This window comes from Hyalangium ruber (assembly GCF_034259325.1).
In the GTDB taxonomy this organism is placed as follows: Bacteria; Myxococcota; Myxococcia; order Myxococcales; family Myxococcaceae; genus Hyalangium_A; species Hyalangium_A rubrum.
Map to the genome: position 1 here is coordinate 389,816 of NZ_JAXIVS010000003.1, position 26,766 is coordinate 416,581.

General features: G+C 69.0%; 23 protein-coding genes. 11 read left to right on the forward strand and 12 right to left on the reverse strand.

Translation table 11 applies throughout. The features are described 5' to 3' along the window. Positions 1 to 621: 621 nt before the first annotated feature. From SYV04_RS10525 to SYV04_RS10535, 3 genes are all read right to left on the reverse strand, one after another. Positions 622 to 1,947 (reverse strand): serine/threonine-protein kinase, encoded by a 1,326-nt coding sequence (locus SYV04_RS10525; RefSeq protein ID WP_321545550.1) that lies wholly within the window; start codon positions 1,945 to 1,947, stop codon positions 622 to 624. 102 nt (positions 1,948 to 2,049) lie between these two features. Beyond that, entirely contained in the window at positions 2,050 to 2,358 is a 309-nt protein-coding gene (locus tag SYV04_RS10530; RefSeq protein ID WP_321545551.1) for a hypothetical protein, read from the reverse strand. A gap of 92 nt (positions 2,359 to 2,450) precedes the next feature. Further along, positions 2,451 to 4,058, reverse strand: a complete 1,608-nt coding sequence (locus tag SYV04_RS10535; RefSeq protein ID WP_321545552.1) for a patatin-like phospholipase family protein — start codon at positions 4,056 to 4,058, stop codon at positions 2,451 to 2,453. 142 nt (positions 4,059 to 4,200) lie between these two features. Between SYV04_RS10535 and SYV04_RS10540 the strand changes: the two genes are divergently transcribed. The 5 genes from SYV04_RS10540 to SYV04_RS10560 all read left to right on the forward strand — a co-directional run bounded on the left by SYV04_RS10540 (position 4,201) and on the right by SYV04_RS10560 (position 8,755). Continuing rightward, entirely contained in the window at positions 4,201 to 4,599 is a 399-nt protein-coding gene (locus tag SYV04_RS10540; protein ID WP_321545553.1) for an immunoglobulin-like domain-containing protein, read from the forward strand. A 56-nt stretch (positions 4,600 to 4,655) separates the two neighbouring features. Continuing rightward, positions 4,656 to 6,212 (forward strand): sensor histidine kinase, encoded by a 1,557-nt coding sequence (locus SYV04_RS10545; protein WP_321545554.1) that lies wholly within the window; start codon positions 4,656 to 4,658, stop codon positions 6,210 to 6,212. Then, positions 6,197 to 7,597 (forward strand): sigma-54-dependent transcriptional regulator, encoded by a 1,401-nt coding sequence (locus tag SYV04_RS10550; RefSeq protein WP_321545555.1) that lies wholly within the window; start codon positions 6,197 to 6,199, stop codon positions 7,595 to 7,597. Before SYV04_RS10545 ends, SYV04_RS10550 begins: the two co-directional genes overlap by 16 nt. 75 nt (positions 7,598 to 7,672) lie before the next feature. After that, positions 7,673 to 8,338 carry a glutathione transferase GstA gene (gstA, locus tag SYV04_RS10555; protein WP_321545556.1) on the forward strand — a complete coding sequence of 222 codons (666 nt, stop codon included), beginning with the start codon at positions 7,673 to 7,675 and terminating at the stop codon, positions 8,336 to 8,338. 6 nt (positions 8,339 to 8,344) lie between these two features. Further along, the gene (locus SYV04_RS10560; protein ID WP_321545557.1) at positions 8,345 to 8,755 is read left to right on the forward strand and encodes a VOC family protein; all 411 of its coding nucleotides are present in this window, start codon (positions 8,345 to 8,347) and stop codon (positions 8,753 to 8,755) included. A gap of 5 nt (positions 8,756 to 8,760) precedes the next feature. Here the strand turns inward: SYV04_RS10560 and SYV04_RS10565 are convergent, their stop codons facing one another. The 5 genes from SYV04_RS10565 to SYV04_RS10585 all read right to left on the reverse strand — a co-directional run bounded on the left by SYV04_RS10565 (position 8,761) and on the right by SYV04_RS10585 (position 17,118). After that, the gene (locus tag SYV04_RS10565) at positions 8,761 to 10,833 is read right to left on the reverse strand and encodes a hypothetical protein (RefSeq protein ID WP_321545558.1); all 2,073 of its coding nucleotides are present in this window, start codon (positions 10,831 to 10,833) and stop codon (positions 8,761 to 8,763) included. Then, positions 10,830 to 11,576 carry a DUF3142 domain-containing protein gene (locus SYV04_RS10570; RefSeq protein ID WP_321545559.1) on the reverse strand — a complete coding sequence of 249 codons (747 nt, stop codon included), beginning with the start codon at positions 11,574 to 11,576 and terminating at the stop codon, positions 10,830 to 10,832. The genes SYV04_RS10565 and SYV04_RS10570 overlap by 4 nt, the downstream gene beginning before the upstream one ends. Continuing rightward, entirely contained in the window at positions 11,573 to 12,952 is a 1,380-nt protein-coding gene (locus SYV04_RS10575) for a WS/DGAT/MGAT family O-acyltransferase (protein WP_321545560.1), read from the reverse strand. The genes SYV04_RS10570 and SYV04_RS10575 overlap by 4 nt, the downstream gene beginning before the upstream one ends. Before the next feature lie 181 nt (positions 12,953 to 13,133). Next, entirely contained in the window at positions 13,134 to 13,940 is an 807-nt protein-coding gene (locus SYV04_RS10580; RefSeq protein WP_321545561.1) for a hypothetical protein, read from the reverse strand. An 88-nt stretch (positions 13,941 to 14,028) separates the two neighbouring features. Continuing rightward, complete coding sequence (locus SYV04_RS10585; protein ID WP_321545562.1) at positions 14,029 to 17,118, reverse strand: aminotransferase class I/II-fold pyridoxal phosphate-dependent enzyme; 3,090 nt, start codon at positions 17,116 to 17,118, stop codon at positions 14,029 to 14,031. 186 nt (positions 17,119 to 17,304) lie between these two features. Here SYV04_RS10585 and SYV04_RS10590 point away from each other — a divergent pair, with 186 nt between their 5' ends. After that, positions 17,305 to 17,811: a hypothetical protein gene (locus SYV04_RS10590; protein ID WP_321545563.1), complete on the forward strand. Its 507-nt coding sequence runs from the start codon at positions 17,305 to 17,307 to the stop codon at positions 17,809 to 17,811. 9 nt (positions 17,812 to 17,820) lie between these two features. Here the strand turns inward: SYV04_RS10590 and SYV04_RS10595 are convergent, their stop codons facing one another. Then, positions 17,821 to 18,297, reverse strand: coding sequence for a hypothetical protein (locus SYV04_RS10595; protein WP_321545564.1), 477 nt, complete (start codon positions 18,295 to 18,297; stop codon positions 17,821 to 17,823). Between the two features lie 113 nt (positions 18,298 to 18,410). Between SYV04_RS10595 and SYV04_RS10600 the strand changes: the two genes are divergently transcribed. The 5 genes from SYV04_RS10600 (at position 18,411) to SYV04_RS10620 (ending at position 22,470) form a co-directional block, all read left to right on the forward strand. After that, on the forward strand, positions 18,411 to 18,773 hold the full coding sequence (locus tag SYV04_RS10600) for a cupin domain-containing protein (RefSeq protein WP_321545565.1): 363 nt from the start codon (positions 18,411 to 18,413) through the stop codon (positions 18,771 to 18,773). Between the two features lie 79 nt (positions 18,774 to 18,852). Beyond that, on the forward strand, positions 18,853 to 19,863 hold the full coding sequence (locus SYV04_RS10605) for a carbohydrate binding domain-containing protein (protein WP_321545566.1): 1,011 nt from the start codon (positions 18,853 to 18,855) through the stop codon (positions 19,861 to 19,863). Between the two features lie 136 nt (positions 19,864 to 19,999). Next, positions 20,000 to 20,482 (forward strand): hypothetical protein, encoded by a 483-nt coding sequence (locus tag SYV04_RS10610; RefSeq protein WP_321545567.1) that lies wholly within the window; start codon positions 20,000 to 20,002, stop codon positions 20,480 to 20,482. Further along, positions 20,479 to 21,510: a serine hydrolase gene (locus SYV04_RS10615; protein WP_321545568.1), complete on the forward strand. Its 1,032-nt coding sequence runs from the start codon at positions 20,479 to 20,481 to the stop codon at positions 21,508 to 21,510. The genes SYV04_RS10610 and SYV04_RS10615 overlap by 4 nt, the downstream gene beginning before the upstream one ends. Before the next feature lie 45 nt (positions 21,511 to 21,555). Then, positions 21,556 to 22,470 (forward strand): methionyl-tRNA formyltransferase, encoded by a 915-nt coding sequence (locus SYV04_RS10620; protein ID WP_321545569.1) that lies wholly within the window; start codon positions 21,556 to 21,558, stop codon positions 22,468 to 22,470. Positions 22,471 to 22,475: 5 nt separating this feature from the next. On the opposite strand, the gene SYV04_RS10625 is transcribed toward SYV04_RS10620, so the two are convergent. The 3 genes from SYV04_RS10625 to SYV04_RS10635 form a co-directional block, all read right to left on the reverse strand. Continuing rightward, positions 22,476 to 23,945 carry an MDR family MFS transporter gene (locus SYV04_RS10625; RefSeq protein ID WP_321545570.1) on the reverse strand — a complete coding sequence of 490 codons (1,470 nt, stop codon included), beginning with the start codon at positions 23,943 to 23,945 and terminating at the stop codon, positions 22,476 to 22,478. A 716-nt stretch (positions 23,946 to 24,661) separates the two neighbouring features. Then, complete coding sequence (locus SYV04_RS10630) at positions 24,662 to 25,225, reverse strand: imm11 family protein (protein ID WP_321545571.1); 564 nt, start codon at positions 25,223 to 25,225, stop codon at positions 24,662 to 24,664. Positions 25,226 to 25,240: 15 nt separating this feature from the next. Then, positions 25,241 to 26,596 carry an AHH domain-containing protein gene (locus tag SYV04_RS10635; RefSeq protein WP_479691435.1) on the reverse strand — a complete coding sequence of 452 codons (1,356 nt, stop codon included), beginning with the start codon at positions 26,594 to 26,596 and terminating at the stop codon, positions 25,241 to 25,243. Positions 26,597 to 26,766: the final 170 nt, after the last annotated feature.

A 26,766-nucleotide genomic window follows, 5' to 3' on the forward strand; every position in this document is an offset into this window, starting at 1 on the left:
CTGGTTACACTGGTGCGCTGACTTGCCGTAACGTGTCCGGCGCCGCAGTGAACAGCTATTCCATCCCTGGCTCCTATGCGGGCTGTGCAACTGGGGAATCCCTGATGGGTGGCGCGTGCTATACGAACTCGACCGCTATGGGGACAGCTTCCAATCTGACGTCGGTGAGCGGAGTACTCGTCTACGCCTGTATGCTGAGAGGACCGGCTGGGAGCACTGCGAAAGTCACGGCCGAGATCCGCTGCTGCAAAGTCCACTGAGCATCAGAGCACTCCGCCGCCCCTGAAGCATACGCACAGGGCGCATCACCCAAGTGCGTAACACGCCCTCTCTCCCGTGAAGGGTCCGGGAGATGGGCTCCAACACTCAGAGGGTGTTGAGATGAATCAAGCAGGCGAAGCACGCTTGACAGGCCTGGCTGCTGGACGTGCCCCTGGCGCTCTCTGATGCGCCGTCGGAGGGACCGAGCTTGCAGACAGCCTGTTCGGAAATGTCGGGGGTTTTGATGCCAAAAGTCCCGACATTTTCGAACAGTCCCGCTCGTGGGCAGCCGCCCACGTCCACCCTCTCCCAGGATGCAGGGGCAGGACGCCTTCTTGGCTGCTCCTGCTCAACACCCTCTCAGCGCGCATGAGGTGGGTTCGGCGGGTCCGAAGTCGAGGGCTGCGGAGCCTCGAACATGGGCAGGTAACACCCCTTCTGCCACTCGTATGAACGATCCCCACATGGGGAGACTGCATCTCGTAGGGCTATCCAGCACCCACCGTTGATCTCGACTTCTGGCTTCTCGCAAGGCGGCCGCCGCTGGCCTGGAATTGGCTTCTTGGGCATGTTCAGGCCAATGCCGCTTCGCTCGAACCCAAGCTGCTCCACACGCACGGGGATTGAGCGCACGGTATCGGCGAGGCCCACGGTCCCTGCGTCCGCCTCGCCACCGTCCCGCGCTTGTTGAGCCGCTTCCACCGCTCCTTCATCCCGTGGCCACTTCCAGGTCCACCACACTCCAAGAACCAAGAACATCCCCACCGCTACCGCGAATCGCGGCGTCCCCGATGGGGTCTGGCGCGCGGAGGCCAACCGAGCCTGACGTGTTGAAGTGATGGGCTGATCCACATCGGGCCCGGTTGAATTCGCCGTGCGCTCGAGCGCCTCGGCCACCTCTCTCGCACTGCCTCTGGACGAGGGCTCCTCGGAGAGCATCCGGTGGATGAGCGGCGCCAGCTCCGCGCAGATATGTCCCCCCGCCCCGCGCTCCGGATACCTGCCCGTGACGAGTCGGTAGGCCGTCATCCCCAGCGCATACACGTCATCCGCCGGCCCAGCCTCGTAGCGCGCAGTGGGGTTGCGGAGGTTCTCCCATTGGAAGCTCAGACACTCGGGGCTCTGGTACTGAGGTGTTCCTGGTGGCGGGGGCTGGCGGGTGAGGGTGCGCGCTCCACGGAAGTTGCCCGAGCCGAAGTCCATCAGTACGGCTTTGGCGTCCTCGCCATGCACCAGGACATTGCCCCCTTTGACGTCGCGGTGAACACCCTGCACCGCGTGCGTCGCCTCCAGGGCACGAGCCACCTGCGCCAGCACCCGTAGCACCTGTCGCGATGTGAGCCGCTGCCCGGCGGCCCACTCGTACAGAGGCACGCCTTCCACCCACTCCATCACCAGGTACGGAAAGGGCACGCCCCCCTGAAGCATCACCCAGCCTCGCTCCTCCAGCTTTGGCACATGGGGGTGGTTGATGCGCAAGAGCAGCTCCCCCTCCCGCTCGAAGCGGGGATCCAGCGGGTGCAGCGCCAGCTTCAAGGCGAAGGGCACTGCGCGCGGGTCTCCTTCCCTCTCGACGCGGTAGACAACACCATAGGAGCCACAGCCCCGCCGACTCACCACCCGCCATGAGCTGATCAGCGTGCCGGAAGAAAGCGTGGAAGGATCCGCTGCGAGCAACCTCTCCATGGAGACCTCGTGCCGTACACCGGGTGCCCTGCCCTCAGCGCCCCTACTGCCAGGGTTAGAGGTATGTACCCTACCAGCCCGGTCGGCTCCCTGGCTTCGAGATCATCGTCCAGCCATGAAGAAAGACCAGGGGAGCCCCGCGCGCTCCAGCTCCGGCTCATTGGGCTCGTACCAGTCACGGTCCCCCTTCAGTGCATCCAGCCGGGTACACACTCCGAAGCTGCACCCGCACTGGTCTTCACTGATGGGCAGCGCCTGCTTCAACGCCGCATCGACGTTCTCGTGCAGCCCCGGTGCGACGCGCGAACCGGCTGGCTGAAAGTGGAAGCAGAACGTACGAGGGCAGATCTGGGGCGACGGCTTCAGGGAAGGGCTCCAGGTCGGCCGGGACGAGTCGTCGCTCTGGCTCATCGCGGCATCCTAACTCCTGGAGCCACGCTCAACGAAGCTGCCCCAGCGCCTCACGAGCGAGTGCATCCGCTAGACGGCAGCGGCCCACCGCCTCAGGCGGCCACCTTCTGTGGAGCCCCCGCCGGGGCAGCCTGCTGGTTGAACGCCTCCCACTCCTTGCGCAGCTTCTGGAAGAGCGCGTACAGCCGCGCGCCCTCCACCTCGTACTCGCCCTTGTGGTCTTTGAGCAGGTGGCGCAGCAGCACGAAGCAGATGGTGGCTTCCCCCGCGCGCTCCACCGTCACGAACTGCTCCTCGTTCGTGAACCACAGCGTCGTGGGCATCTGACAGGCCTGCTGCGACAGCTGCACCAGCTGGGGCCCAGGCTTCATCCACGGGTGCTCGGCGAACATGGCCGGGTAGCTCTTGGTGAGCGCGTAGATGAGGTTCGACATCCTCCGCCCCTGGTACGCGGGATCCTGGTACACGCGCCGGTAGACGAGCCCGCGCACCCGCGCCATGAACACCTTGGAGGTGAGCGCCAGCGTCGAGGTGCCGCGCAGCACCAGCATCTGTGCGAACTCCAGCACCGTCAGCTTCCGGAACGAGGGCCAGGCGTTCAAGTCCATCTGCGTCTGGAGCAACCGGTTCACGTCCTGCAGGCGACGGCGGACCCAGAACAGCCCTCCTGCCACCGCCGCCGTCAGCGAGCCGGGAATCAGGTGGAGGAAGGTGTCCCCCATGTTCCAGTCCCCGCTCATGACGGTCTCGACCCCGCGCGCGGCCAGGACGATCGCGGACACCAGGGCCAGCACGAACAGCCCCCAACCCATCCACGAGACCCCGTTCAGCGTCACCCACCCCCGCTTCGTCGGGTTCTCGGGGGTGTTGTACATGTCGCCATTCTGCGTGGCGACATCCGAGATGATCAGCTGGGTGGCCGAGGAGTCCTTGAACGCCAGCAGCAGGCTCTCCACGCCCTGGTTGTCATAGATGCCGCCATCCATCAGCGGCAGCCCCTGCTGGAAGCCCGGCCCCAGCTCTTCCAGCGCCTTCTCGACGGGGAAGCTCTGGGGCCAGTGGAACTGCTGCGGGAAGACCAGCGGCTCGAAGCCGCCCGGGAAGCACGAGGAGGCGGCGACGATGTCCGCCAGCCGGATGTGCTGCGCCACGGAGCGCGGCAGCCCGCAGGCGTTGTTGCCCAACAGGGCCATCGTGTTGGCGCTGCGCCGGAAGCGGAAGTCCAACCCGGTGTGGAACTCGGTGGAGTTGAAGATGGCCTCCTGGAGCTGCAGCTTCTCGGCGTTCAGCACCTCGCCGAAGCGGCGGTCACCGAACAGGTCGGGCCGGGCGTACACGTCCGCGGCGGAGCGGATGAGGCTCGCCCAGGCATGGCTGCCGTGGTCGCGGTTCGTGGTCAGGCACTCCAGCGCCTCGCTGATGACGTTGGTCCGCTTCAGGTACGCCGAATAGGACTCGTGGAACTCCGGGAACGACTTGCCGTCGAGCTGGCTCACCACCCAGGCCATGCCGGTGATGGTGCCGCCGGACACGGTGGACAGCCCCACCACGTCCCCCAGCAGCCCCACCCGGTCCAGGAACCGCAGCGTCCCCAGGTGGAAGGCCGCCGCGCGGTAGCCTCCTCCGGACAACGAGAGCGCGAGAGGCCCCAGGGGACCGTGCTTGTCGGACCCGGTGGGCGGGGACACGGCGTCGCTCATGATCGAACTCCGAGAGGAGGGAGGGGAAACTATACCCCATTGCCCTCGCGCTCTTTTTCACGGCTGGTGAGGCCAAGCGAGGGAGTTGGCGTTATCCTCCCCGGCGCCCCGGGCCGGCGGGCATTTCCAGGAGGTAGAGAACGTGACTCGCTGGAGCATGGTGCTGTGCAGTGCGGTGGTGTGGCTGAGTGCCTGTGGCTCCCCACTCGGGGACGCCGAGCTGAAGACCGACGAGGCCGAATACGCCCCTGGCTCGGAGCTGACGCTGAGCCTGCACAACGAATCATTCGAGAAGCTCGGCTACAACCTCTGCGGTGTCTCGCTGCAGCGCTCCACGGAGGCGGGCTGGGAGACCCTCCCGGCCGAGCGGCAGGAGGTCTGCCAGAGCATCCTCCTCAGCCTGGGACCGGGCGAAGCGGAGTCGGTGAGCCTGACCCTGGCGGGGACCCTTCCCGAGGGGGAGTACCGCTTCCTGACGCGCGTGGAGTGGGATGGGGAGCGCGAGGAGTTGGCCTCTCCGCCCTTCCGCGTGGTGCGGTAGCACGCGACGTGGCTGAACGGACGCATGGCTGAACGTCCAGACAGGGAGCCACGCCAGTGAGCGGCCTGGCGTGGCTCAGCCTCGCTGCCTGCACGGGGCAGCTCGCCCTGGCGGGGCTGGCCCTGGCGCGCGTGGGCAGGAGCCCCCTGGCCCTGCCCCTCTCCCTGCTGTCCATCGCGCTGTCCACGTGGAACTTCGCCAACTTCGCCTACGCCGTCTCCGGCGAGGAGGGCTGGAGGCTCGTCACCCTCGCCGCCAAGCTCATGGCCGCCCCGTGCGCCATGCACTTCATCCTCGCCTTCATCGGCCAGCGTCGCCGCTTCGCCGTGGGCATCTACTCCACCTATGCCCTGTTCGGCGTGCTCGCCGCCGTGGCCCTGTCCGCGCTCGGCTCCAAGTGGCTGGCCGAGCGGGCCTCCTCGCCCTTCTTCGCCCACCTCACGCTGGCGCTCGACACCCTGCTGCTCGGCGCCGGCTGGGGGCTGCTGCTGCTGCACCTGCGCCGCGCCCCGGGGCTCAATGAGCGCATCCGCACCGGCCTGCTGCTGCTGGGCCTGGTGCTCCTGGTGGCGCTGCCCGGCACCGACCAGATGGCGGAGCTGGGGCTGAACGTGCCCCGGCTGGGCACCCTGGGCACCCTGCTGGGCCTGCCCGTCATGGCCACCGTGGCCCTGCGCTTCCACCTCTTCGGGCAGGACCTGTCCAGCGGCGCGGCCCTGTACGCCGTCACCCTGGCGGTGGTGGGCGTGCTGGCCTACCTCATCGTCTTCCGCCTCTTCGCCGCCGAGCAGAGCGCCCTCGTGGTGGGCACCGCCGCCATCACCTTCTCCCTGCTCGCCGCCGCGCGCCGGGGTGTCAGCGCTTTCGTGCTCCAGCGCGAGCGCCTGGAGCGCCTGGCCACCCTGGGCCGCTTCTCCGCGCAGATGGCGCACGACTTGAAGAACCCCATCGCCGCGCTCAAGGGCGCCGCCCAGTTCCTCAAGGAGGAGCACGCCCAGGGCCGCCCCTGGGACGACAAGGGCGACTTCCTCGACCTGCTGTTGGATCAGGTGGAGCGGCTGGACCGGGTGGTGAGCACCTACCAGCGCCTGGGGCGCGTGGAGCCCCTGCCCCGCCCGTTGGACATCAACCAACTGGCGCGGGACGTGCTGTCGCTGCAGGCCTTCACCGGCTACCCCCACGTGAAGCTGGAGCGCGTGCTCGCCGATGGGCTGCCCATGTGCGCGGGGGACTACGACTTGCTGGCCAACGCGCTGGAGAACCTGGTGCGCAACGCCTGCGAGGCCATGCCCCAGGGCGGCACGCTCACGGTCCGCACGCAGCGTGAAGCCGTGGATGACGGGGCGGGCGTGGTGCTGAGCGTGGAGGACACGGGCGAGGGCATGGACGCACGCACCCGCGAGCGGGCCTTCGACGAATTCTTCACCACGAAGGCCTCGGGCAGCGGGCTGGGGCTGGCCTTCGTGCGCCGGGTGGTGGAGGCGCACGGAGGTGCAGTGTCACTGACGAGCCGGGAGGGGCGGGGTACGATCGTCCACCTGCGCCTGCCCGCACAGGCAGCGCCCGAGGGCACTCCCGCCCCCGGAGAAGGAGCGCCGTGGCCGAGCCGCTGAAGGGTAACGTGTTGCTGGTGGACGATGACCCCGCCGTCGCCAAGGTGCTTGGCGCGCTGCTGGCGCAGGCGGGGCTCACGGTACACACGGCCAAGAATGGGGCGGAGGCGCTCACGCTCCTGGGGCAGAAGCCCATCGACGTGGTGCTGAGCGACGTGCGGATGCCGGGCATGAGCGGGCTGGAGTTGCTGAGCGAGGTGACGCGCCTGTTCCCGGAGGTGCCCATCGTCCTGATGACGGCGCACGGCACGGTACCCATGGCGGTGGAGGCCATGAAGGCGGGCGCGGCGGACTTCGTCCTCAAGCCGTTCGACCGGGAGGAGATCCTCTTCACCGTGCGCAAGGCGCTCTTGCGTGCGCAGGGCGAGGCCGAGCGCCCCACGCTGAAGACGAGCACCTTCGTGGGGGACAGCACCGCGATGGGCCAGGTGGAAGCGCTGCTCACGCGCGCGGCCTCGGGCACGGCCACGGTGCTGCTGCGCGGCGAGTCCGGCACCGGCAAGGAGCTGGCGGCCAAGGCGCTGCACGACGCCAGCCCCCGCCACGCGGGCCCCTTCGTGAAGCTGCACTGCGCGGCGCTGCCGGAGACGCTGCTGGAGAGCGAGCTGTTCGGCTACGAGAAGGGCGCCTTCACGGGCGCGGCCACGCGCAAGCCCGGGCGGGTGGAGCTGGCGGGTGGGGGCACGCTCTTCCTGGATGAGATTGGCGACATCACCCCGCACGTGCAGGTGAAGCTGCTGCGGCTGTTGCAGGAGCGCGAGTTCGAGCGGCTGGGTGGCACGCAGACCTTGAAGGTGGACGTGCGCTTCGTGGCGGCCACGCACCGGCCGCTCGAGGAGATGGTGAAGAAGGGCGAGTTCCGCGAGGACCTCTTCTACCGGCTCAACGTGGTGCCGGTGTGGCTGCCGCCGCTGCGGGCCCGGCCGGAGGACATCGAGCCGCTGGCCCGGCACTTCCTGGAGGTCCACGCGAAGGCCAACGGGCGGCAGCCCTTCACGTTGACTCCGGACGCGCTCCAGGCCCTGCGGTCCCAGCCGTGGCCGGGCAACGTACGCCAGCTGCAGAACTTCATGGAGCGGCTGGTGGTGCTCTCGGACGGCCCCACCCTGACAGGCGAGGACGTGGCGCGTGAGCTCGCCCGTCAGCCCGGGCTGATGCCACTGCCAGCGCCCTCGGCTCCCTCGAGCCCCCTGGCGCCGGCGGCTCCAGCGGGGGCCACGGGCAGTGAGTCCAAGACGCTGGACTCCCAGCGGCGGGAGACGGAGCGCCAGGCGCTGCTGGATGCGCTCAAGCGTGCCGGCGACAACCGCACGCTCGCTGCCCGCCTGCTCGGTATCAGCCGCCGAACGCTCTACAACAAGCTCGAGGAGCATGGGCTCGTGTAGCCCCCGGCTTCTGTCCTTCAGAGTCCCTCCGCCGCACATTGTGCAGAGGCGCGTTTTGCCCCCGGAGGATCTCTCATGAAGCTCTATTACAAACCCGGTGCCTGCTCGCTCTCTCCCCACATCGTGCTGAGGGAGTCAGGCCTGAAGTTCGACCTCGAGCGCGTCGACCTGCGCTCGCACACGACCGAGAAGGGCACGGACTACTACCGCATCAACCCGAAGGGGTACGTACCGGCGCTGGAGCTCGACGGCGGCCAGGTGCTGACCGAGGGCCCGGCGATCGTCCAATACATCGCCGACCAGAAGCCGGAGTCGAAGCTGGTGCCCGCCGCCGGGACGCTCGAGCGCTACCGCATGCAGGAGTGGATGCACTTCATCGGCACCGAGATCCACAAGGCCTACGGCCCCCTCTTCAACCCGAACGTCTCCGCGGAGGTGAAGCAGGCCGTGCTCGAGAAGGTGAGCAAGCGCTTCGACTTCGTCGCGAAGCAGCTCGAGGGCAAGCAGTTCCTCATGGGAGACCACTTCTCCGGCCCGGACGCCTATCTGTTCGTGATGCTCACCTGGGCCAGCAAGATGGGGCCTGAGCTGAGCCGGTGGCCGGTCCTGGGGACCTATCTGGGGCGCGTCGCCGCCCGGCCCGCCGTCAAGGCCGCGCTGGAGGCCGAGCAGCTCCCGCTCCCCACGGAGACGCTCAAGCCCGAACAGGCGGTGACCCAGGGCCGCAATATGAAACACTGACCCCCTATGCCCGAGCTGCGCGTCTGCATCGATGTCGATGATCTCGACAAAGCCATCACCTTCTATACCCAGGCCCTGGGGCTGAAGGTGGGCCGCCGCTTTGGCAACGACGTGGCCGAGCTGCTCGGAGCCCAAGTCCCCATCGACCTCCTCGCCAAGCCCGGGGGCACGCCCGCTCGCCCGGGCGGGCCTCCGGTGCGCGACTACGCCCGGCACTGGACGCCCATCCACCTGGACTTCGTCGTCACCGGGCTCGATGAAGCGGTGCAGCGCGCCCAGGCGATGGGCGCCTCGCTGGAGAAGGGCATCCAGGAGCAGAAGTGGGGCCGCATCGCCCTCCTGGCCGATCCGTTCGGCCATGGCTTCTGCCTGCTGGAGTTCAAGGGTCGCGGCTACGACGAGCTCACCGGGAGCTGAGCCCCTCAGAAGTGGTACGGCGTCTTCTTCGCCCACTCCGTCTTCGCGTATTTGCGCTGCAAGAGCTGGAAGGCCTGCTTCGACAGCTCGCTGGTCGCCCTGCTCTCGACCTCCGCGTCCTCGCACGTGGTGCGCGAGAAGCGCGTCTGCCGCACCGACTCGTGCAGCGCCTCGGGCACCAGCGCGTCGGTCGGGTGGCGCTTCGCGTAGTCCAGCGTGAAGCGGATGAGCAGGTCCGGAGACTTGCCCAGCGTCTTCAGCGCCTCGCGCTCCTGGCGCGCCTCCTGGCGCTCGGCCACGGAGATGTAGCGCGTGCCGCAGGGGCCCTTCGAGGCGTCGCAGTCCTGGTAGACGTCCGCGGCCTCCTTGCCACACCAGCCATTGGGCCCGCAGATGTCGTAGTCCCGCGCGGCCTGTGCCCGATAGGGACGCACGTAGGGTGACATGCCCGGCGCCTTGAGCAGCAGCAGCACCGCCGCCATCTTCCGCTCCTCGGGCTGCGTGCGCGCCTTCACCCGCGCCAGGTCCGCCGCCAACTCTGGCGCCACCTTCTCCAGGTGCGGCTCCAGCGCCTTCTCCTCCTCCCAGCGCTCCAGCAGCACCGCGCGCGTCCACCCCGACACCACCACCGCCTTGCGAAGCTCCGCGCTCAGGGCTCCGAGCAGCTTCGTGTCCTTGAAGCGGGACAGCGGCACGCCTCCGTCCAGGAACGCACCCGCGCGCTCGGGGGACAGGTGCGCGTACTTCGCCCACTCCTCGATCGTCAGCGCCGCCTCGCGCACCTCCCCCACCAGTGGCCGCAGCGTCATCGGCGGCAGCGGGGTCCCTCCCGCCTCCAGCAATGGGAGCAGCTCCTTGCGCGCCTCATCCACCCGGCCCATCTTCAGCGCCAGGCGCCCGCGCGCGGCACTCAGGGACAGGGAGGCCGGCGAGGACTTCGGCACCGTCTGGCTCCTGGCTACCAGCTCCGCCAGCTCCGGCTCATTCCCCTGGGCCCGGCTCAGCGCCGCCACCAGCCACGACACCGCGCCCGTCTTCTTCCACCGCTCCAGCGCCTGGGGGTAGGTGTCCGGCTTGTCGAACGTGTCCAGGAACACCGACAGCTCATCGTCCGAGGGGCCCTGCGTACGCCGCAGCAGGAAGTAGTCCCGCCACGCATAGCTGAAGTTGACGTCCGGCTTCTCCAGCAGCACCCGGCCCAGCACGTTGAGCTGCTTGTCGGGCCGCAGCCGGTAGTCGATGAACCACGTGAGCTGCCGCGTCTGCCGGTGGAGGTCCTTGAGCGCGGGCTCCTTCACGATGGCCACGCACCGCTCGCGCGCCTTCTCCAGCAGCGCCCGCTTCTCCGCCTCGGCCTGGGCCTTCACCGTGGACTGGCGGATGAGGGCCCGCACCGCCACGAGCCTCGCCCACCCGCTCCAGGGCGAGCCCTTGTCCTGGGCGATCGCGTCCAGGTGCCGCACCGCCTCCTCGTACTCTCGCGCGTAGAAGAGGGCCGCGGCCGTCTGGTAGGCGCGATCGGCGCGGACCAGCGGAGGCGCCTCCGCCGGCGCGGGCTCCGGCAGGACCCGCGTCTCACCGCTACAGTTCTGGAAGACCGCGTCCTGCGCTCGCACCCACCCGGCCACCTCGGGGCTGTTCGCTCCGAACTTCGCGATGCGCTCCTCCAGCGTCATCGCCGCCATCTCGAAGGCGCCCGTGAGGCAGTTGAAGAACCAGGTATCCGCCAGTTCCACCTCGGTGCCGAGGGTCCCTTCGGGGGGAGGCACGGGAACCTTCTGGCGCGCCTCCGTCCAGGGCGAGGTGTTCGACCCGGGATAGACGTTGAGCGTCCCGGCCAAGAGCGTGATGTGCTCCCGGTCCGCCGCGGACGGGCCCCGCATCAGCAGGAAGCCCACCGCCCGGCACATCGGGCCCTGTCGCGCCAGGTCTCCCAGGTTCCCCGCGAGACAGGCCTCGACATCCTCCCGAAGCGGCTCCTCGCCGCACTCCGGGCCACAGGCCTGGCTCGGCGTGGCGAACAGCAGCGGCACGGCCAGGACCACCGCCAGCATGGCTCGCCGGAACAGGGACTTCATGGCGACTTCTCCCGAATGCGTTGCAGGTCCTGAGCGCTCCAGGACCGAGGGTTGAACCAGTACGTGCGGCGCCCGGCGGGCAGCGTGGGCACGGGCTCGTCCGTCACGAAGCCCACGCTCTGCCGGCAACGCGCACCATCGAAGTCTCCGCGCCGCGCCAGCTCCGAGCGCACGAGCGCCGTGTCCGCGCCCATGCGGAACACCATGGGCACCACCTCGTCCACGGGCAGGCCATCCAGCCACCCATCGTCCAGACACCACGAGGCCAGCGCCGTCATGGAGAGCCGCAGCTCCGGCGGCAACGCGGCCCGCAGCTCCTGGAGCAGCACGCGGTAGAACGGACGCTCGGAGGCGCGCGCGTCGTAGTCCACCTGCACGGCGTCTGGCTTCTGCCGCCGCACCTGCTCGGTGATGAGCTGAAGCAACCGGGTGCGGTGGGCCTCACTGGGGATCGTGCCCCGGTCGACCTCGATGCGCATCACCGCCATGCGGTACGTGCCCGGAGGCACCACCAGCGGCTGGCGGCGGCGGCGCGGCTCCACCCCGTCCCCGGAGATATGGAAGGTCACCGCGTGAAAGGCGACGCCTTCCTGGGAGGGGTCGATGAAGGTGAGCCGCTCGGGACGCTCCCAGGCCCAGAGGAAGGTGCGCGGAGGCTCGGCGGCACTCGTGGACAACGGCGCCAGCAGGAGCCCGAGGCCCCAGGGGAACAGGGCTCGGAGCTTCCGACACAGGGACTTCATCCCTCGCTCCCAGCGTCCGTGGAAGCCAGGGAGCTCAGCTCGGCATGGAAGGCGCTCACCAGTCGGCGCGGGTCTGGAACCAGCCCCGCATCCACGGATACGCCCACCGTCACCTGCCCCGCGTAGCTGAAGATGCTCACCCCCAGCCCCAGCTTCGCCGCCTGGGGCACCCAGAACATCAACCCCGACAGCCGCGTCCCCGCCAGGTACACCGGGTGCCGGGGCCCCGGCACGTTCGTCATGATCAACGTGCCTCGCGTGCCCAGCACCTCCACGATTCGCCGCTCCAGCGCCGCGGGCGCCAGCCCCACCATGCCCAGGAGGCTGAAGGTCACCGCCGCCTCGGGCGAGCGCTTCAGCGCGTCCATTCGCCGCTTCAGCTCGCGCAGCCTCCGCCGGGGCTCCTCCTCCCGCACCGGCAGATCCAGGAACACCAGCCCGAAGCGGTTGCCCAGCTCGCGCGGGATCGGCTCGTCCAGCGGGCGCAGGTTCACGGGGATGAAGGCGCGCAGGTCCTCCACCGCCCCGCCCCGCTCCACCAGATAGCGGCGCAGCGCCCCGGTGACCGCCGCGAGCAGCACGTCGTTGATGGTGCTCTCCGTGGCCCGGCCAATGGCCTTCACCTCCTCGAGCGGAATCGGCTCGGACCACGCGGCGCGCTTCACCGTGCCCAGCTCGCCCCGCAGCACCGTGGGCGGATCCGCGGGCAGCAGCGCCAGCCGGCTCAGCGTCGCCGCCCCTCGCGCGCCCTGGCGCACCAGGTCTCCCACCTGGATGGGCTCGGCGATGAGCTCCGCCCCCCGCTTCCACGCAGCCCGAGTGCCCTGGGCCACCGTGCGCGCCCCGCGCAGCAGCTTCATCCACCCCGGCGTCGGCGCCTCCCGCCGCTCCGGCTCCGGCGTGAAGTGTCCCTCCGCGCGCTCATCCATGAGCGACAGCAGCACCCGCGCCAGGGCGATGCCATCGGCGATCGAGTGGTGCAGGCGGGCCAGCAGCGCACCTCCCTGCCCGAAGCCCTCCACCACGTGGAGCTGCCAGAGGGGGCGCGAGCGCTCCAGCGGCGTACTCATCCACTGGCTCACCAGCTCTTCCAGCGCGGCCCGGTCTCCGGGGGGAGGCACCACCGCGTGCTCCACGTGCGCATCCAGCTCGAAGGCCGGGTCCTCCTCCCAGTACGGCAGCCCCAACCCGCCTTCGGGCTCCACCAGTCGCTGCCGGAAACGCGGGAAGCGCTCCACCATCCGCTCGCGCACCACCGCCTTCAGCCGCTCCCAGTCCGGAGGCTCCTCGAACCAGAGCACGGCGGTGATCATCATCAGGTTCGCGGGCTCCTCCATCCGGAGCCACGCGGCGTCGATGCTCGCCATCCGCTCCATCACTCGCCTCGGCTCCGGCCCGAGCAGGCCTCGTGATGGCCGCGTGGGCTCCGCGAGGACCGCTCTGGGTGCGACGGGCGGCGGGAGGTACGGGCGTTGGAGCTGGAAACGGGAGCGGCAACCGTCATGGCGAGAGGCCCTGACTCTCGCACACTTCCCTGGGCCGAGGCGCCTCCCTCTCCTACGGCTTCGCGGGCGGCTGCTGAGCGTCCTCGGGCTTCTCGCGCTGGAACTGGAAGGTGCGCTTGGAGGGGTCCTCCGCCACGAGGGTGAGCGTGTCGTCCTCCACCGAGAAGGAGTAGTGCGGCCCCTGGAACTTGCCCTTGGACAGGCCGATGACACGGGGCTTGTTGCACACCGGCCCCACCGCCTGCCCGTCCTTCGTCCGCAGAGCCACCTTGTCCTTGTCCGTCACCGCGAAGCTGCCCCAGGCTCGCACCTCCAGGGCGTTGCCCCGCCCGAGCGTGGCGTCCTCCAGCTTCGTCCGCATCAGGAAGCAGCCCTCGGGGGTTACCTCCAGGATTCGCTCGTAGTCGGCGCGCGGCTCCGGGTTGAGCTGGGTGGGAGAGTCCTTGGGCTTGGGCGTGAGCGTCGCCGCCGAGAGCACCCACCGGCCCACCACCTCCTTCGGTGGCTTCCCCCCCTCCACAGCGAAGCCGGTGCATGGCGAGGGCTTCTCCTTCTCCGGGCTGGGCGGCGCCGGCTCGAAGGCCTTCTGGCAGGTCTTCCCGCACACCCGCGCGGAGCAGGCGGTGTCATCCGGCGCACAGCCCGCCTTCGCGGTGCAGACCTCGAGCCGTTTGAGCGCCTCTTCACAGCCCTGGCGCAGGCAGTTCTCCATGCAGCTCGAGTCGATGCACTCGGAGACACAGACCCAGTTGGCCGTCCCGCACACCCCCGCGATTTCACGGGGTCTACCGGAAGGGGCCTGGGCCATGGCGGGAAGGGAACAGCCCAGGAGCATCAAAACGAGGAGTGCGCGCGACATGAGCCCGCGAAAGGTCATCATGGGCCGCGCGAAGTGCCAGCGCTCCGGCCCGGCCGCGCGGCAAGCATCTACCCATGGACAGTGCGGCTCAGGGCTCTGTCGCTCGCACGGCCTGGAGCCGGGCGGCGAAGGCCCGCAGCCGCTCTCGCGCACGCTCCAGCTTCTCTCGGGGAATGGAGAACACGGCCCGGACGCGCTCCGGGTCTCCGCACCAGGGGCCGCCGTTGAGCACCACGTGCGTGTGCGCGTACACCACTCCCGGCAGGTTCTCGGGCGTGAGCCGCACCCCATCCACTTCCTGGCCCAGCCATGCGCCTACGCGGGGCGCCAGGAAGAGGCCCCCCACCTCGGAGGTGTCGGAGCGTCCATCTCCCGGCAGGGCCCCCACCAGGAGCGCCCGCTTCTCGGCCAGCTCGCGCCGCATGCGCACTAGGAACTCGCGCAGGGCCTTGTGCCGCGTGGGGTACAGGAGCCGGCCCTCGGGGCTGCGCGCATAGGCGGAGTACAGCCACGCGGCGGCGCGCGCCGTGGACACCATCGGCGGCACCAGTCCGCTCTCGTGCAGGGCCGTGGCAAGCGCCCGGTCCCGTGTCGCCAGCCAGCCCAGGCGCAGGCCCCCGGCGGCGAACTCCTTCGAGAGCCCTCCGAGCACCACCGTCCGCGCCCCCACCCCGGGCACCACCTGCTCCAGGGACACGGGGCTGTGGACTGTCTCCGCCGTGGGGTTCGTCAGGTGTACCAGCCCGAAGATTTCATCCGACACCAGCAGGGCGCGCTGCTCCACCGCCCATGTCGCCAGCGCCACCAGCTCCTCGTGCGTCAGGTAGCTCCCCTCGGGGTTGGAGGGCTGGGAGATGACCGCCACGTCCGGCCCCCCGGGCCCCCGCCGCTCCTGGAGCGCCGAGAGTGGCCCCAGCTCCACCTCGCACCCGGCCGCCACCCACGTGGGAGCCAGCACCCCGTAGCAGGGCGTGGCGAGGAACACGCGCGGTGCGCGCCCCAACCGCCGGCGCAGGGCCACCCCCAGGTGGTGTACCAGCGGCCACACGCCCTGGCCGAGCACGATGTCCTCCGGGGCATAGCGCGCTCCCCGGGTCTCCAGGAGGAAGCCCACCACCGCCTCGGCCAGCCCGTGCTGCCGGCTGTCCTCGCGGGGCGCGGCGAGCGCGGCGATGAGGCCCTCCACGAGCGCCTGGGGCATGGCCGCCTCGTTCTCGCCGTAGTCCAGCCGCACCAGCTCCGGGTCCTCGTCCCGGAACGGCTTGGGGGCGAACGCGGGGAAGCCCGAAAGGCGCTGGATGCGGGCCGAGCGCGGCAGCGGCACCGCCGGCGCCCACTCCGCCAGGGGGCGCTCCGGCTCCGCGAAGGAGATTCGGAAGGTGAGCAACTCCTCGAAGGTGCGCTCGTAGAACCATTGCGCCAGCGTGCCAATCCGCGAGTACGTCACCTCCGCGGCCACCTCCAGGTCCGCGCGCAGCGGCGCCGGCACGGGCAACAGCAACGTCAGCTCCAGGTCCGGCCAGACAGCGTTCTTGATGAGGCCGTAGAGCACCACGAGGTTGGGCGGCAGCGGCTCGCGCGCCAGGAACTCGAAGAGCGTGAGCGGCTCCACCTCGCTGGTGATGTGGAAGAACTCGCTCTCGTCCAGCACCACCCAGATGCCCCGCCGCGCGGCCTCCGCGAGGATGTCTCGCAGCACCCCCATGTTGGTGCGCTCGCCCGGCGCCACCGAGAGGAACACCACCTTCACCTCGAAGGCCTCCAGCAGCCGGCGGACCTCCGCCAGCGTGCTGTGCGTCACCGTCGTGCGCACCTCCGCCCGCTCCAGCGCGCGCGCGTACACCGGCAGCAGGTTGCGCGACACCAGCACCCCGTCCCCGGGGTCGCACAGCGAGAGCAGCAGCGAGTAGACGGCCTGCTCGCGCTCGGGGGCGACGAAGAGCGCCTCCTCCGGCAGCCTCAGGTCGAAGAAGCGCTCCAGGTAGCGGGCCACCCGCTGGCGGAAGGGCGCATCCCCCGCCTCGTGGGCGTAGGGCAGCATGGGAGAGCGCGCCAGCCGCTCGGCCAGCGCGGCCACGAAGCCCAATTGCTCCTGGGACACGGCCCCCAGGTCCAGCTCCTCGGTGAGCCACTCGCTGCCCAGCCGCCGGAGCGCGGCGCGCAGGGCCAGCGTCTCCCGGGGCATGGCCGGCCGAGCCTCCCACACCGCCACCTCGTGCCAGATGGGGTGGCCCGCCTGCAGCCACCCGAGCGCCGTGGCAGCGCGCAACGGCTCCGGGCTGTGAGCCTCCATGAAGAACTCGAACTCGCGCTGCGTGCGCTGCTCCAGCGCCACCAGCGGGCGGATGTCCGTGTCCGCCGCCTGCATCACCCGCCGTGCCACCCGCACCTGCGTGGTGAAGCCCCGCCGGGTGAACATGCGCTCGATGATGGAGCGCCCCGGCCGGCCCGCCAGGTTCAGCAGCAGCCGCCCTCCTGGAGCCAGCCGCTCGGGCGCCTCGTCCAGCAGCCGCGCGTTGAGCCCCAGCCCGAAGTGGTCCTCGTAGACGTTCTGGAGCGCGGTGTAGTTCGACAAGTCATACAACGCCTGCGCGTCCGCCTCGGCCGGCGCCTCCGGCATCCCCTCCGTGCGCAGCACCTGGGGGATGCAGCCCACCACGAAGTCCCAGTCCGGGCGCTCGGGGACGCCCAGCAGCAGGTCGCTCTCTCCAAAGGAGAGCCGCGCCACCATCCGCTCGTCCCCATTGAGCCACGCGTTGCAGGTGGCCACCCAGGGCGCGTGGGGGTTCAGGTCCACGCCGTGGATGCGCGAGAGCCGGGTGAACTTCGCCAGGGCGATGCAGATCCACCCCGAGCCGGTGCCCACCTCCACCAGCCGCTTCCCGTCGTACTCGTCCAGGGGCACCTTCAAGAGCCCCTCGAGGAAGGTGTACGCCCACGCCTCCGGGGCGAAGATGGAGGCGGGCAGCAGCAGCTCCAGCCGTTCCTGAGAGGCGCCCACCGCCGCCATCACGGTGACGAGCCGCAGCGGTGCGCCCTCGGGCCTGCCACGCGAGAGCTCCGCCAGCGCGCGCAGCTCGGTCAGGGCCTGGGAGCGACGCTCGGGGACGGCCAGAGCCTCCGAGAGCTCTCGGAGTTGCTGAATGGCCTCGCGAGGGGACGCGGGGTAGGTCGCCATACGGTGCGCGGAATGCTGGCACGCCGGGCTCTTGGCGCACCATGCCAAAGCCCTGTCCCGTCCCGACCCATGAGGCCCAGGCCCGCACTGGCGTCATCACGCAAACGTTTGGCGCCCTTCCCTACACTCACCCGGCGTATCAGGGAAAACCTTGAATCTCTCCCAAGTCCGATGGAGAAAGCGCCCATGTCGCTCCAACCCGTAGTGAATGTCCCTGGCACCCTCGAGGGGCCGCCTCCCGAGATGCCCTCCTCCGTCGCGACGCAGCACGCCCAGCCGTCCCGGGCTCCCGCGCTGGCGCCCATGTGGGAGATTCTCGAGGCCGAGACGCGGGGGTCGGAGGCGGGGCGGGACGAGAAGGTGGACGGGTGGAGTGGCCAGCCGTGGCGGCGCCAGCTGAAGAACCCTCGGGACTACGAGCGGCAGGTGGCGCGCGATCCGCTGGTGGGGCGGCTGCTGTGCGAGGGGCACGCGACGGACGCGGAGATGGCCTGGCTGGCCGGGGGTATCCAGGCCGCGGCGTCCCCGCGCACGCTGAGCATCCGCCAGGTGGTGGTGTTCGCCGAGGGGCTCAACGGGCGCATTGCTCGCGCGCGCTCGGACGACGAGCTGCTGCAGCTGGTGTACCTGCGCCGCAACGCCGAGGACCTGGCGTGGCGGATGCTCGACTGGGCCAACAGCGGCCGGCTGTGAGCGTGGGGCTCACGGGGGCAGCGGCGTGGTGACGTAGTCCCTGCCCGCTGCATGGCAGCCGTGGCAGGCCTCATGTCCCCGGCCGTACAGGTTCCGGCGGTCCTCTGGCAGCGGCCCCTCGAAGAAGAGCCACGTGTCCTTGCCGTGGCCGGACTTCACCTTCGCCTCCAGGGCGTGGCCGACGAGCTCCTTGCCGTCGCCCGAGTAGATCTCCTTCACGAGGATGGCACCCACGGGGTGGGTGGCGTTGTCGGCGCGCAGGGACTGGACGGCGGTGTCATTGAAGAAGACGCGCACCTGGCCGTGGGGGCCACCCGAGTCGTGGACCGCGGGCTCGGCGAGCCAGTCCCGGTAGCCTCGCTCCTGGAGGAAGGTGACGATTCCCGCCTCGGAGGTATCGAGGCTCCCGAGCATGGAGGGAGTCTCCTCCTCCGAGCCGCCACAGGCCGTGGCGAGGGCGAGCAGGAACAGACGCAAGGACTTCACTCGGGCCTCCGGGGCGAACATCGTACTGCCACTCTGTACGCGTCATCGAAAGGGTGGGTTACCGGCGCTGAGTTGGTAGTTTCGCTCCTTCCTTTCTTCCCCAGGAGCGAACGATGCCGACCCTCATCCCCGCCCCCACCCGTGTCACCGCCGCGGGCAACAAGCCGAAGCTCATCGACGAGTACGTCGGGCGGGTGAACACGAAGACCGGAGAGCTGAGCGTGGCGCACATGCGCAGCCCGGGCGGCTGGGTCGAGCCCGGGCAGACGCCGGAGTTCCGGGAGATGACGGTGGTGCTCAAGGGCCACCTGCGGGTGGAGCACAAGGGCGGCGCGCTGGACGTGCGCGGCGGCCAGGCCGTGGTGACCGAGCCGGGCGAGTGGGTGCGCTACAGCACGCCCGGCGAGGAGGGCGCGGAGTACATCGCCATCTGCTTCCCCGCCTTCTCCCCGGACACTGTTCACCGCGATACATAACGCGCTCATCGCCCGCCATGCCCGGTGGTAACCTGTCCCCTTGGTTTGGCGCCGCCGGGGCGCGACACAGGGGCGAGCGATGCGCGCGGGAAACGCTCTTCGGAAACCGTGGTGGCTGGGCGTATTGGCGCTGGGCCTCCACCCAGGCTGTGGTGGGTCGGACCCGCCCAGCATCGGTCCGAATCTGGTCCAGAATGGCTCGTTCGAGTCCGGGCTCTCGGGCTGGTGGAACGCGACGGACGCCAAGGAAGGCACGGCCTCCGCCAGCGGGGAGGCCGCTGACTTCGGCACCTTCGGCCTGGTGCTCTACAAGGGCACGGGCGGCTGGGGCTCCATGGTGGGCCAGGAGACGACACCCCATCGGGCGGGACAGACCTTCCAGGTCCAGGCGCGCCTCAAGGGCACCGTCGGAGGCGAGCGCGTCACCTTCAGCTTCCACGGGCAGGGCTTCGAGGTGGTGGCCGAGCCCCGCTGGAGGACGGTGAAGCAGTTGTTGCTGCTCCCCGACTCCAGCGAGAACGTCACCGCCCTCGTCAGCGTCACCAGCGACAACACCACCGTCCACCTGGATGAAGTCTCGTTCGCGCTGGCCGAGGTGGCGCGCGGGGATGCCGACAAGGAAGAGGACAACCTGCTGGGCAACGGCTCCTTCGAGAGCGGCCTGGGGCTGTGGAACTTCTGGACGGACGCGTCCGTGAAGGAGGACGCCGGCACGGCCACCACCTCGCCGGATGCGGGACGCTCGGGCTACGCGGGCCTGGTGTTGAGCAAGGGGCCCACGGGAGGTGGCGTGTCGGTAAAACAGCCGCTCCCGGATCCGCTGGCCGAGCGGGAGGCATACCGCGTCGAGGCGGACATCCGAGGCACCCTGGGCTCCGAAGGCGTCAACCTGTGCCTGCAGATCAACCGGGAGCCGTGGTCGGGGCCCTGCATCTTCGTGACGGCCACCACCGACTGGCAGCACGTCTCCGAGACACTCTCCATCGATCCAGAGCTGATCGACGAGCGCGTGGGGCTGATGGTGTCCCTGAGCAGCGAGGGCACGGCGATGGTGGACGACGTCATCGTCAAGCGCACCAAGGCCCGATAATCTCCGGGCGCTCACCTTCCTCGGGGCTGAGCAGTCCATAGGGCGAGCGAGCAGGCTGGGCCTCTTGCTCCTGGCGTTGTCCAGATGACGCTCGGTCCCCACCGTTCCCGCATCGACAAGCAAGCGCGGGGACATCATGAAGAAACTCCTTGGAGCCATCGCGACCGCGGTGTTGCTCGGCACGGGCTGCGCGCACGATGCGCAGAGGCCCACACAGAGTGAAATGCCCTCTTCGCCCCAGGCCTCGGTGGGGAACGAGATAGGGACGCAGAGCCTGTCGTGTCAGGTCATCGGCAGCGGGGGTTCCGGGGAGGCGCGCTCCGAGGCGATGCCGGAGGAGTGCGTGCCGAAACAGACCACCCGCGCTTCGGCCTCCACGGACGCCCTCGGCGGTTCGGCCTCTCAGGAGGCAGTGGGAGACGCGGAGGCAGTGGGAGACGCTCTCGCCCCGAGTGGCATCGACGATTCGGCCTCGGATGAGGCCATTGGCGGCTCGGCCACTTCGGACGAGGCTATTGGGGGCTCGGCCACTTCGGATGAGGCCATTGGCGGCTCGCCCACTTCAGACACCGCCTTCGAGGATACGGGCATGGGCAGCGCGGGAGGCGGGGGCGGGTGAGTGCCAAGGCAGTGGGGGTGTGCGGCCTCCTGTTAGCGGTGCTCGCCACACCCCCTGCCGAAGCACGATGGACCTCCGCCCTCCCCTCGCTCGTCGAGGAGGCGGCGCGAGACTTCGACGGTGAACTCTCGCTCTACGTCCTCGACGTCGAGTCCGGCGACACGTACGCCTACAAGGCCGACACGCCGACGTACCTGTCTTCCGCCATCAAGCTGGGGGTGATGCTCGAAGTGCTGCATCAAGCGGACCTCCAGCAGCTCACCTGGCACGAGGAGCTCGAGTTCGGGCCGGAGGACCTCCGCGATGGGATGCACCGGCTCAACCGGGTTCGCCCGGGCGAGCGCTTCTCCATCGCGACGCTGCTCGAATACATGATGGTGGACAGCGACAACGCCGCGGCGGATCTCCTCATCCGCCGCGTGGGCCTGGACAACGTGAAGGCGCGGCTCGTCGCTCGGGGAATCCAAACGGGCCCGGTGGCCTCGCTCCTGGAGGAGCGCCGCCGCATCTACGCCAGGCTCGACCCGAGCGCACACAACCTCTCCCCGAGCCAGATTCGCGCCCTGGGCCAGCATGACTCCCCCGGCTCGCGCGCCCGCTTCCTCTCGGAGCTGCTGGGGCACTCGCCCGCGTGGACTGGCCGGGAGCTCGACGCGGCCTTCAGCGCCTTCTACGCCGAGAACGTGAACTCCGCCTCCATGCGGGAGATGGGGCAGCTCCTGGCGCAGGTCGCGCGCTGTGAGGGGCTGAGCGCGGAGAGCTGCTCTCGGGCGCATGCGCTGATGCGCGCGTGCCGCACGGGGCGCGGTCGCATCGCCGCCGGGCTTCCCGCGACGGCGAGCTGGGCACACAAGACCGGGACACAGCACCGGCGCGCGTGTGACCTGGGCATCCTGTACCTCCAGCCCCAGCGTCCCATCATCATCGCCGCGTGTACGCGGAGCTTCTGGCGTGTCTCGGATGCAGAGCACCTGTTCGCGCGCCTGGGCCGCATCATCTCGACCGCCGCGGCCCACCAGACACAGTAAAGTGGCGGCCCCATGTCACAGGACCCGCCTGTCTCTAGCGACTCCGTGCGTACCTCCGGGTGGCGAATCGCGCTGCTCACCGTCGCGCCGAACGTGGTGCATAACTTCACGCACTTCCTGCGCTCGCGGAACCATGACGTGGTGGCGCTGGTGGCTCCTGCGGGGGTGCATGGCCATCGGCCTCGGAACGCCGCCGGGTGGAACGACATGGCGCGGCTGCTCGAGGCGGCGCCTCCCTCACTCGACGTCGTCATTGCCAGCGAGCGCGCCCACCTCACGCCGCTGCTCGCGTCCCTGAAGCCGGACTTGCTGCTGTGCTTCTTCTTCCCCTGGCGAATTCCTCCTGAAGCCCTCGCGGTGGCACCGCTGGGTGCCGTCAACGGGCACCCCTCGCTGCTGCCGCGCTACCGGGGGCCCAACCCCCTGGGCTGGACGCTGCGCAACGATGACCGGGAGCTGGGGCTGTCCTTCCACCGGATGGATGCGCACTTCGACACCGGCCCGCTGCTCGACCAGGACCGAGCGCCCATCGAGGACTCGGACACCGAGGAAGTCATCGCGGACAAGATGATGAACCTCGCCATGATGATGATGCCGCAGGTCCTCGAGCGCGTGGCCTGGGGGGATGCGGGCGAGCCTCAGCCCGCGACGGGAGGCAGCCAGGCGCCCTTCTTCGAGCCGGCCTACCGTGAGCTGGACTGGCGCCAGCCGGCGCGGGCGCTCCACCTCCAGGTGCGCGCCTGTCGCTTCGGCGCCTGGAAGGACCTGGAGGGCGATGCACGCGCCACCCTGGAGGGCCGGCGGGTGCGGGTGCAGCGCACCCAGCTCGTGGACGGAGCGACGAGGCCGTCCGCGTCCAGCACCGTGTCACCGGGGACCGTGCTGGCGCGCGAGAGCGATGGGGTGCTCGTCCAGTGCGGCGATGGCCCGCTTCGGTTGCTCCGGTACGCCCCCGAATGAGTGGCTCAGTGGGGCGCCGCCACATCGGTGGCGGGCAGGCCCGTTCCCGAGCCGCGTGAGACGCGAGGGAAGAACAGGCTCGCGGCGAAGGCCCCGGCGGTGGCGGCGCAGATGATCCAGAAGTTGATGGACAGGCCCGTGCCGAGCGCGCCGCTCAGTGTCTGGAGGATGTCCACCGGCAGGCCCCGCCCGTGCTCGGGGCCGAGCAGCTCATTGGCGGCGGAGATGGGCACGCGCGGATCCTTCATCAGCTGAGACACCATCACCGCGCCCATCAGCCCCACGCCGAGCGCCCCGCCGATGGTGCGGAAGAACATGTTGCTGGCGGTGGCCACGCCTCGCAGTTCCCACCCCACGCTGGTCTGCACTCCGATGAGCAGGGCGGTGGAGGCAAAGCCGAGGCCGATGCCAAACAGCCCCATCGCCACCTCCGGCACCAGGATGGACACGTCCGGCTTGAACAACAGCGCCATCAACCCGGTGCCCACCACCGTCAGCCCGAGTCCTCCCACGATGAACGGACGCAAGCCTGTCCGGAGCAGCAGCTTGCCGGCGACCACGCTCGCGATGGGCCAGCCGACGATCATCGGGGTGATCATCCCTCCGGCCAGCGTGGCCGAGCCGCCCAGCACGCCCTGCACGTACAGCGGCACATAGGTGGTGGCCCCGAACATGGCCGCGGAGAAGAGCGCGCCGGCGATCGCGGAGATGGCGATGGCCGGAATCTTGAAGATGGACATGGGGATGACGGGCGCGGCGACCTTGCGCTCCACGAGGACGAAGGCCACGAGCAGGACGGCGGCCGCCAGCAGCGCCCACAGGTTCTGTCCCATGCCCTGCACGCCAATGAGGAGCATCACCACGCCGGCCGACAGCAGCGCCGCGCCCGCGAAGTCCAGCTTCTGCGGCTTGCGCTGCACCTGCTCATGGAAACAGAACACCAGCAGGCCGACGACGCCGATCCCCACGGGGACATTGATGAAGAAGACCCAGTGCCAGGAGAGGTACTTCACGATGAGGCCACCGGTGAGCGGGCCGATGAGCCCCGCCAGTCCCCACACCCCACTGAAGGCCCCCTGCACCTTCGCGCGCTCCTCCAGGCTGAAGATGTCCCCGATGATGGTGAGCACGACGGGCTGCATCGCTCCGGCCCCCAGTCCCTGAAGGGTCCGGGAGGCGATCAGCACGTTCATGGAGGTGGACAGGCCGCTGGCGATGGAGCCAAGGAGGAACAGGCCGATTCCGAAGAGGAGGATGGGCTTGCGTCCGTAGAGGTCCGACAGCTTCCCGTAAATGGGCACGGTGATGGTGGAGGACAGCATGTACGCGGTGAAGACCCAGGCGTAGCTCTGGAGTCCTCCCAGGTCACTGACCACCGTGGGCATGGCGGTGGAGACGACGGTCATCTCCAGGGCGGCCATGAAGAGGCTCAAGGCCAGGGCCAGGGTGGTCAGGGGACGGTGGGTGGTTCTCATGCTGTCGGCCGGCGCGGGAGGAGGTGCCTCCTTAACCGGCGAGGGCGGGGGCCGCCACCGTCAAGTAGGCCCGCCTGCCGTCCAACCGGGCGCCGGGCCAAGGGGGACAGCCGTCGCTGGCGGCTGACGGCTGCCCTCACCCAGGCCAGGACCTACGGGCTCGGCTCAGGGGTACTGTGCCGAGTAGCAGGAGGCCGTCCACTGGGCCTCGTAGTATCCGGAGGGAGAACCGAAGGCGATACACTGCTCGTTGATCCGGTCGCCACAATTCACCGTGACGTTGGGGCGGCTGAACCAGCTGCTCCACTTGATCCCGCGGTGGTCCTTGCAATACCCGGAGCAGCAATAACCGTCTGAGGCCCTCAAGTCGGACGAATCGGACCCCAGCCCGCCATTGCCCTTCTCAACCGCGGCACTCGCGGGGTCTTGCTCTTCCGGCATCTCCGTCCCACAGCCAAACAGGACGACAGCACAAGCGCCTACGGCAACCAGGAAACCCTTCATCATTCAACCTCATGGAGAGAGCGCGACCACCTGGACTCGAATGGCGCGCACGCGGTGTGGCGAGAGTCTCTACTCTTCGCAATTCTCGCAGGCAAATGAGGTCTCGAAGGCTTTATCTGGCGATGAACGCGTCGCCAGGAAGCAGCCCGCACGGTCTCCCGGGATGGGCTCGTGGACACGCTTCCCAGGCTGCTCGGCAAACCGGTGGGGCGCTAGACCTCCTCGAATCGCGCGCCCGTAACGCCCATGTCCTCTATGGCGTTCTTGATCTCCTCGGAAACGAGCAAGGCAACCTCCCACCCTTCGGGGCGAAACACCTCAGCGTTCCCTACTTTTCGCTTGTCGATGCGCAGGCGGTCCACGCCCATGTATTGCCCGACCTTGTCGGGGACTCCGTGTTCTGGAGTCCAGAATCGCACCTTGGAGGCTTCCTCATCGATGCAGCGAATGAGGCGCGTTGCCACGAGCACGAGGTACTGATCCGGTTGGCCCTCGATATCCGCGGGGATGAGCTGGACGTCGCCGGAGGCGCGATCCGCCAACATGGCAGCAACCTTGATGTGGACGACGGGGATGCTCACTAGCGCCCAGGAAAAGTCCAGCGGCCTGCCTGCAATCTTGATGGGGATCTTCAACCGTCCTTCGACGTGGACGGGCGTCCCCCTGATGAAGTCCCAGTCATGCATTTTGCGGCCATGTCCGTTGATGGGCGTAGCCAAGTACCAGCGCTGGGGAACATAGAGATCGTCGGCTAGCTGGAAGAAGCGCGCGGACATAGGGAAGTTCTAGCGTCATTTCCCCAGGGTGACGAGTTGGTTCAACTCCGTTCCGGGCGTGGAGATCTGCTTGGCGAGATCATCCAGCGTGGGCAGCAACCGCGCCCGGCATTCCGCGATGGTGCGACAGCCTCCCAGCGCCCTCTGCAAAGTCTCCAAGATGATCTGATGGTATCGCTGCGGGTGCGGCCCCTTGTGTCCCTGGAGCGGCACGATGTTCTCGCGGTCCTTCAGCCTCATTCCCGCCCTAGCGAAAAGCTCCTCGAACAGAGGGGTCCACGGCCCACCACGCAAGGAGGATTTCTTGTTCGCGATGGTTGCAATGTGGTGCTTCTCCGTGCGGTCAGTGCGCGCGCCGCGCACAGCCATCGCCACCGCGCCCGGTGCCAGCGCCACGCTGAAGCCCTCGGCAGTCACCGTCACCGACTCCGCCGCGCTCACCTCTGACAACAGGATGCCTTCGCGGCCTGCGGCCTGCATCGACACCTGCGCCGACCCCGGCAGCGTCCCCACCTGCGCTGCGAAGCCCTTCGCCGTGTGCGTCAGCAGCGCCATCGCAATCATGGCGAACGCTTGCGCCGCCTCACGCGAGAACAGCTTGCCGAACTTCTCGCCCGCCTCGCGGATCTGCTCGAAGGTGGTGGCAACCTTCACCTCTTCCATCAACTGGAACCAACCAGTGATCAGGTTGTAGAGCGTCTGGGCGCCCACCCAGAGAATCAGCCCCACGGTCGCCCATGCGGCGATGAACTTGCTGACAGGCTCGGGCATCGCGAGCAGCACCAGCAGCGTGACGACAGTCGTCATTGCTGCCTGCATCACGGCCCGCATACTCACCAACTCGCCCAGCGCCCTCTCGAACTCCTCCAGCACCGGACTCTTGCTCAGCGCCATGGCGAGCATGTAGCGACCGTGCATGTCCATGTACTTCCCGCGAACGAGCGCGCCCCCCAGACAATCGCCCTCGAAACCATGAGCGCTCCGACACCAGACCTTGTAACGGCTGACGAGTTGCTGCTCCTCTTCCGTCAACGCACCTTCCAGGGGAGCCCCCGACTCCAACGGGACGAGCTTTCGCTCTCGGCGCAGATAGAGGTAATCGCCGTACAGCGCGTCGAGTTGAAACAGCTTCTCCACTGTCTCACGAGGGGTGCTGCTCAGCCGCACTTCCCGCGCCATTCTTCGGATGGCTTGGGTGACTTCCTCCGGCGTCACCTGCACTGGCTCTGCCGTAGTGGTTCGGGGGATGTGGACAAGGGTTTGTCCCCCGGCCGCGCTATCCACTCGGACAATTGGCGAAGTCGCGCTGCACCCGACCAGCAAGGCAAGAATCAACGCTTCGGTCTTCCACAAAGTCTGCCACGCCCTCATGGCTCACCCCGTCTTATGAGCAACGGCTCAGGCTAGAGACCCGCCCCATGAGTGAGGAGGATTCAAGGGGTGGTGTCCTCCGCCCAAACAAGCGCACCCTGCGGGGGATGCTCCTTCCGACTCACCCGGTCGGAGGCCGCCCGGAAACCAGCGGAAGTCCTCGAACTCGA

Excerpts from the sequence above, each read along its gene's own strand:
- SYV04_RS10590 (WP_321545563.1), top strand. The coding sequence starts at position 17,305 with ATGTCGCTCCAACCCGTAGTGAATGTCCCTGGCACCCTCGAGGGGCCG.
- SYV04_RS10575 (WP_321545560.1), bottom strand. The coding sequence starts at position 12,952 with ATGGAGCGGATGGCGAGCATCGACGCCGCGTGGCTCCGGATGGAGGAG.
- SYV04_RS10635 (WP_479691435.1), bottom strand. The coding sequence starts at position 26,596 with ATGAGGGCGTGGCAGACTTTGTGGAAGACCGAAGCGTTGATTCTTGCC.
- SYV04_RS10580 (WP_321545561.1), bottom strand. The coding sequence starts at position 13,940 with ATGTCGCGCGCACTCCTCGTTTTGATGCTCCTGGGCTGTTCCCTTCCC.
- SYV04_RS10570 (WP_321545559.1), bottom strand. The coding sequence starts at position 11,576 with ATGAAGTCCCTGTGTCGGAAGCTCCGAGCCCTGTTCCCCTGGGGCCTC.
- SYV04_RS10630 (WP_321545571.1), bottom strand. The coding sequence starts at position 25,225 with ATGTCCGCGCGCTTCTTCCAGCTAGCCGACGATCTCTATGTTCCCCAG.
- gstA (WP_321545556.1), top strand. The coding sequence starts at position 7,673 with ATGAAGCTCTATTACAAACCCGGTGCCTGCTCGCTCTCTCCCCACATC.
- SYV04_RS10625 (WP_321545570.1), bottom strand. The coding sequence starts at position 23,945 with ATGAGAACCACCCACCGTCCCCTGACCACCCTGGCCCTGGCCTTGAGC.
- SYV04_RS10560 (WP_321545557.1), top strand. The coding sequence starts at position 8,345 with ATGCCCGAGCTGCGCGTCTGCATCGATGTCGATGATCTCGACAAAGCC.
- SYV04_RS10565 (WP_321545558.1), bottom strand. The coding sequence starts at position 10,833 with ATGAAGTCCCTGTTCCGGCGAGCCATGCTGGCGGTGGTCCTGGCCGTG.
- SYV04_RS10585 (WP_321545562.1), bottom strand. The coding sequence starts at position 17,118 with ATGGCGACCTACCCCGCGTCCCCTCGCGAGGCCATTCAGCAACTCCGA.
- SYV04_RS10605 (WP_321545566.1), top strand. The coding sequence starts at position 18,853 with ATGCGCGCGGGAAACGCTCTTCGGAAACCGTGGTGGCTGGGCGTATTG.
- SYV04_RS10535 (WP_321545552.1), bottom strand. The coding sequence starts at position 4,058 with ATGAGCGACGCCGTGTCCCCGCCCACCGGGTCCGACAAGCACGGTCCC.
- SYV04_RS10610 (WP_321545567.1), top strand. The coding sequence starts at position 20,000 with ATGAAGAAACTCCTTGGAGCCATCGCGACCGCGGTGTTGCTCGGCACG.
- SYV04_RS10530 (WP_321545551.1), bottom strand. The coding sequence starts at position 2,358 with ATGAGCCAGAGCGACGACTCGTCCCGGCCGACCTGGAGCCCTTCCCTG.
- SYV04_RS10525 (WP_321545550.1), bottom strand. The coding sequence starts at position 1,947 with ATGGAGAGGTTGCTCGCAGCGGATCCTTCCACGCTTTCTTCCGGCACG.
- SYV04_RS10600 (WP_321545565.1), top strand. The coding sequence starts at position 18,411 with ATGCCGACCCTCATCCCCGCCCCCACCCGTGTCACCGCCGCGGGCAAC.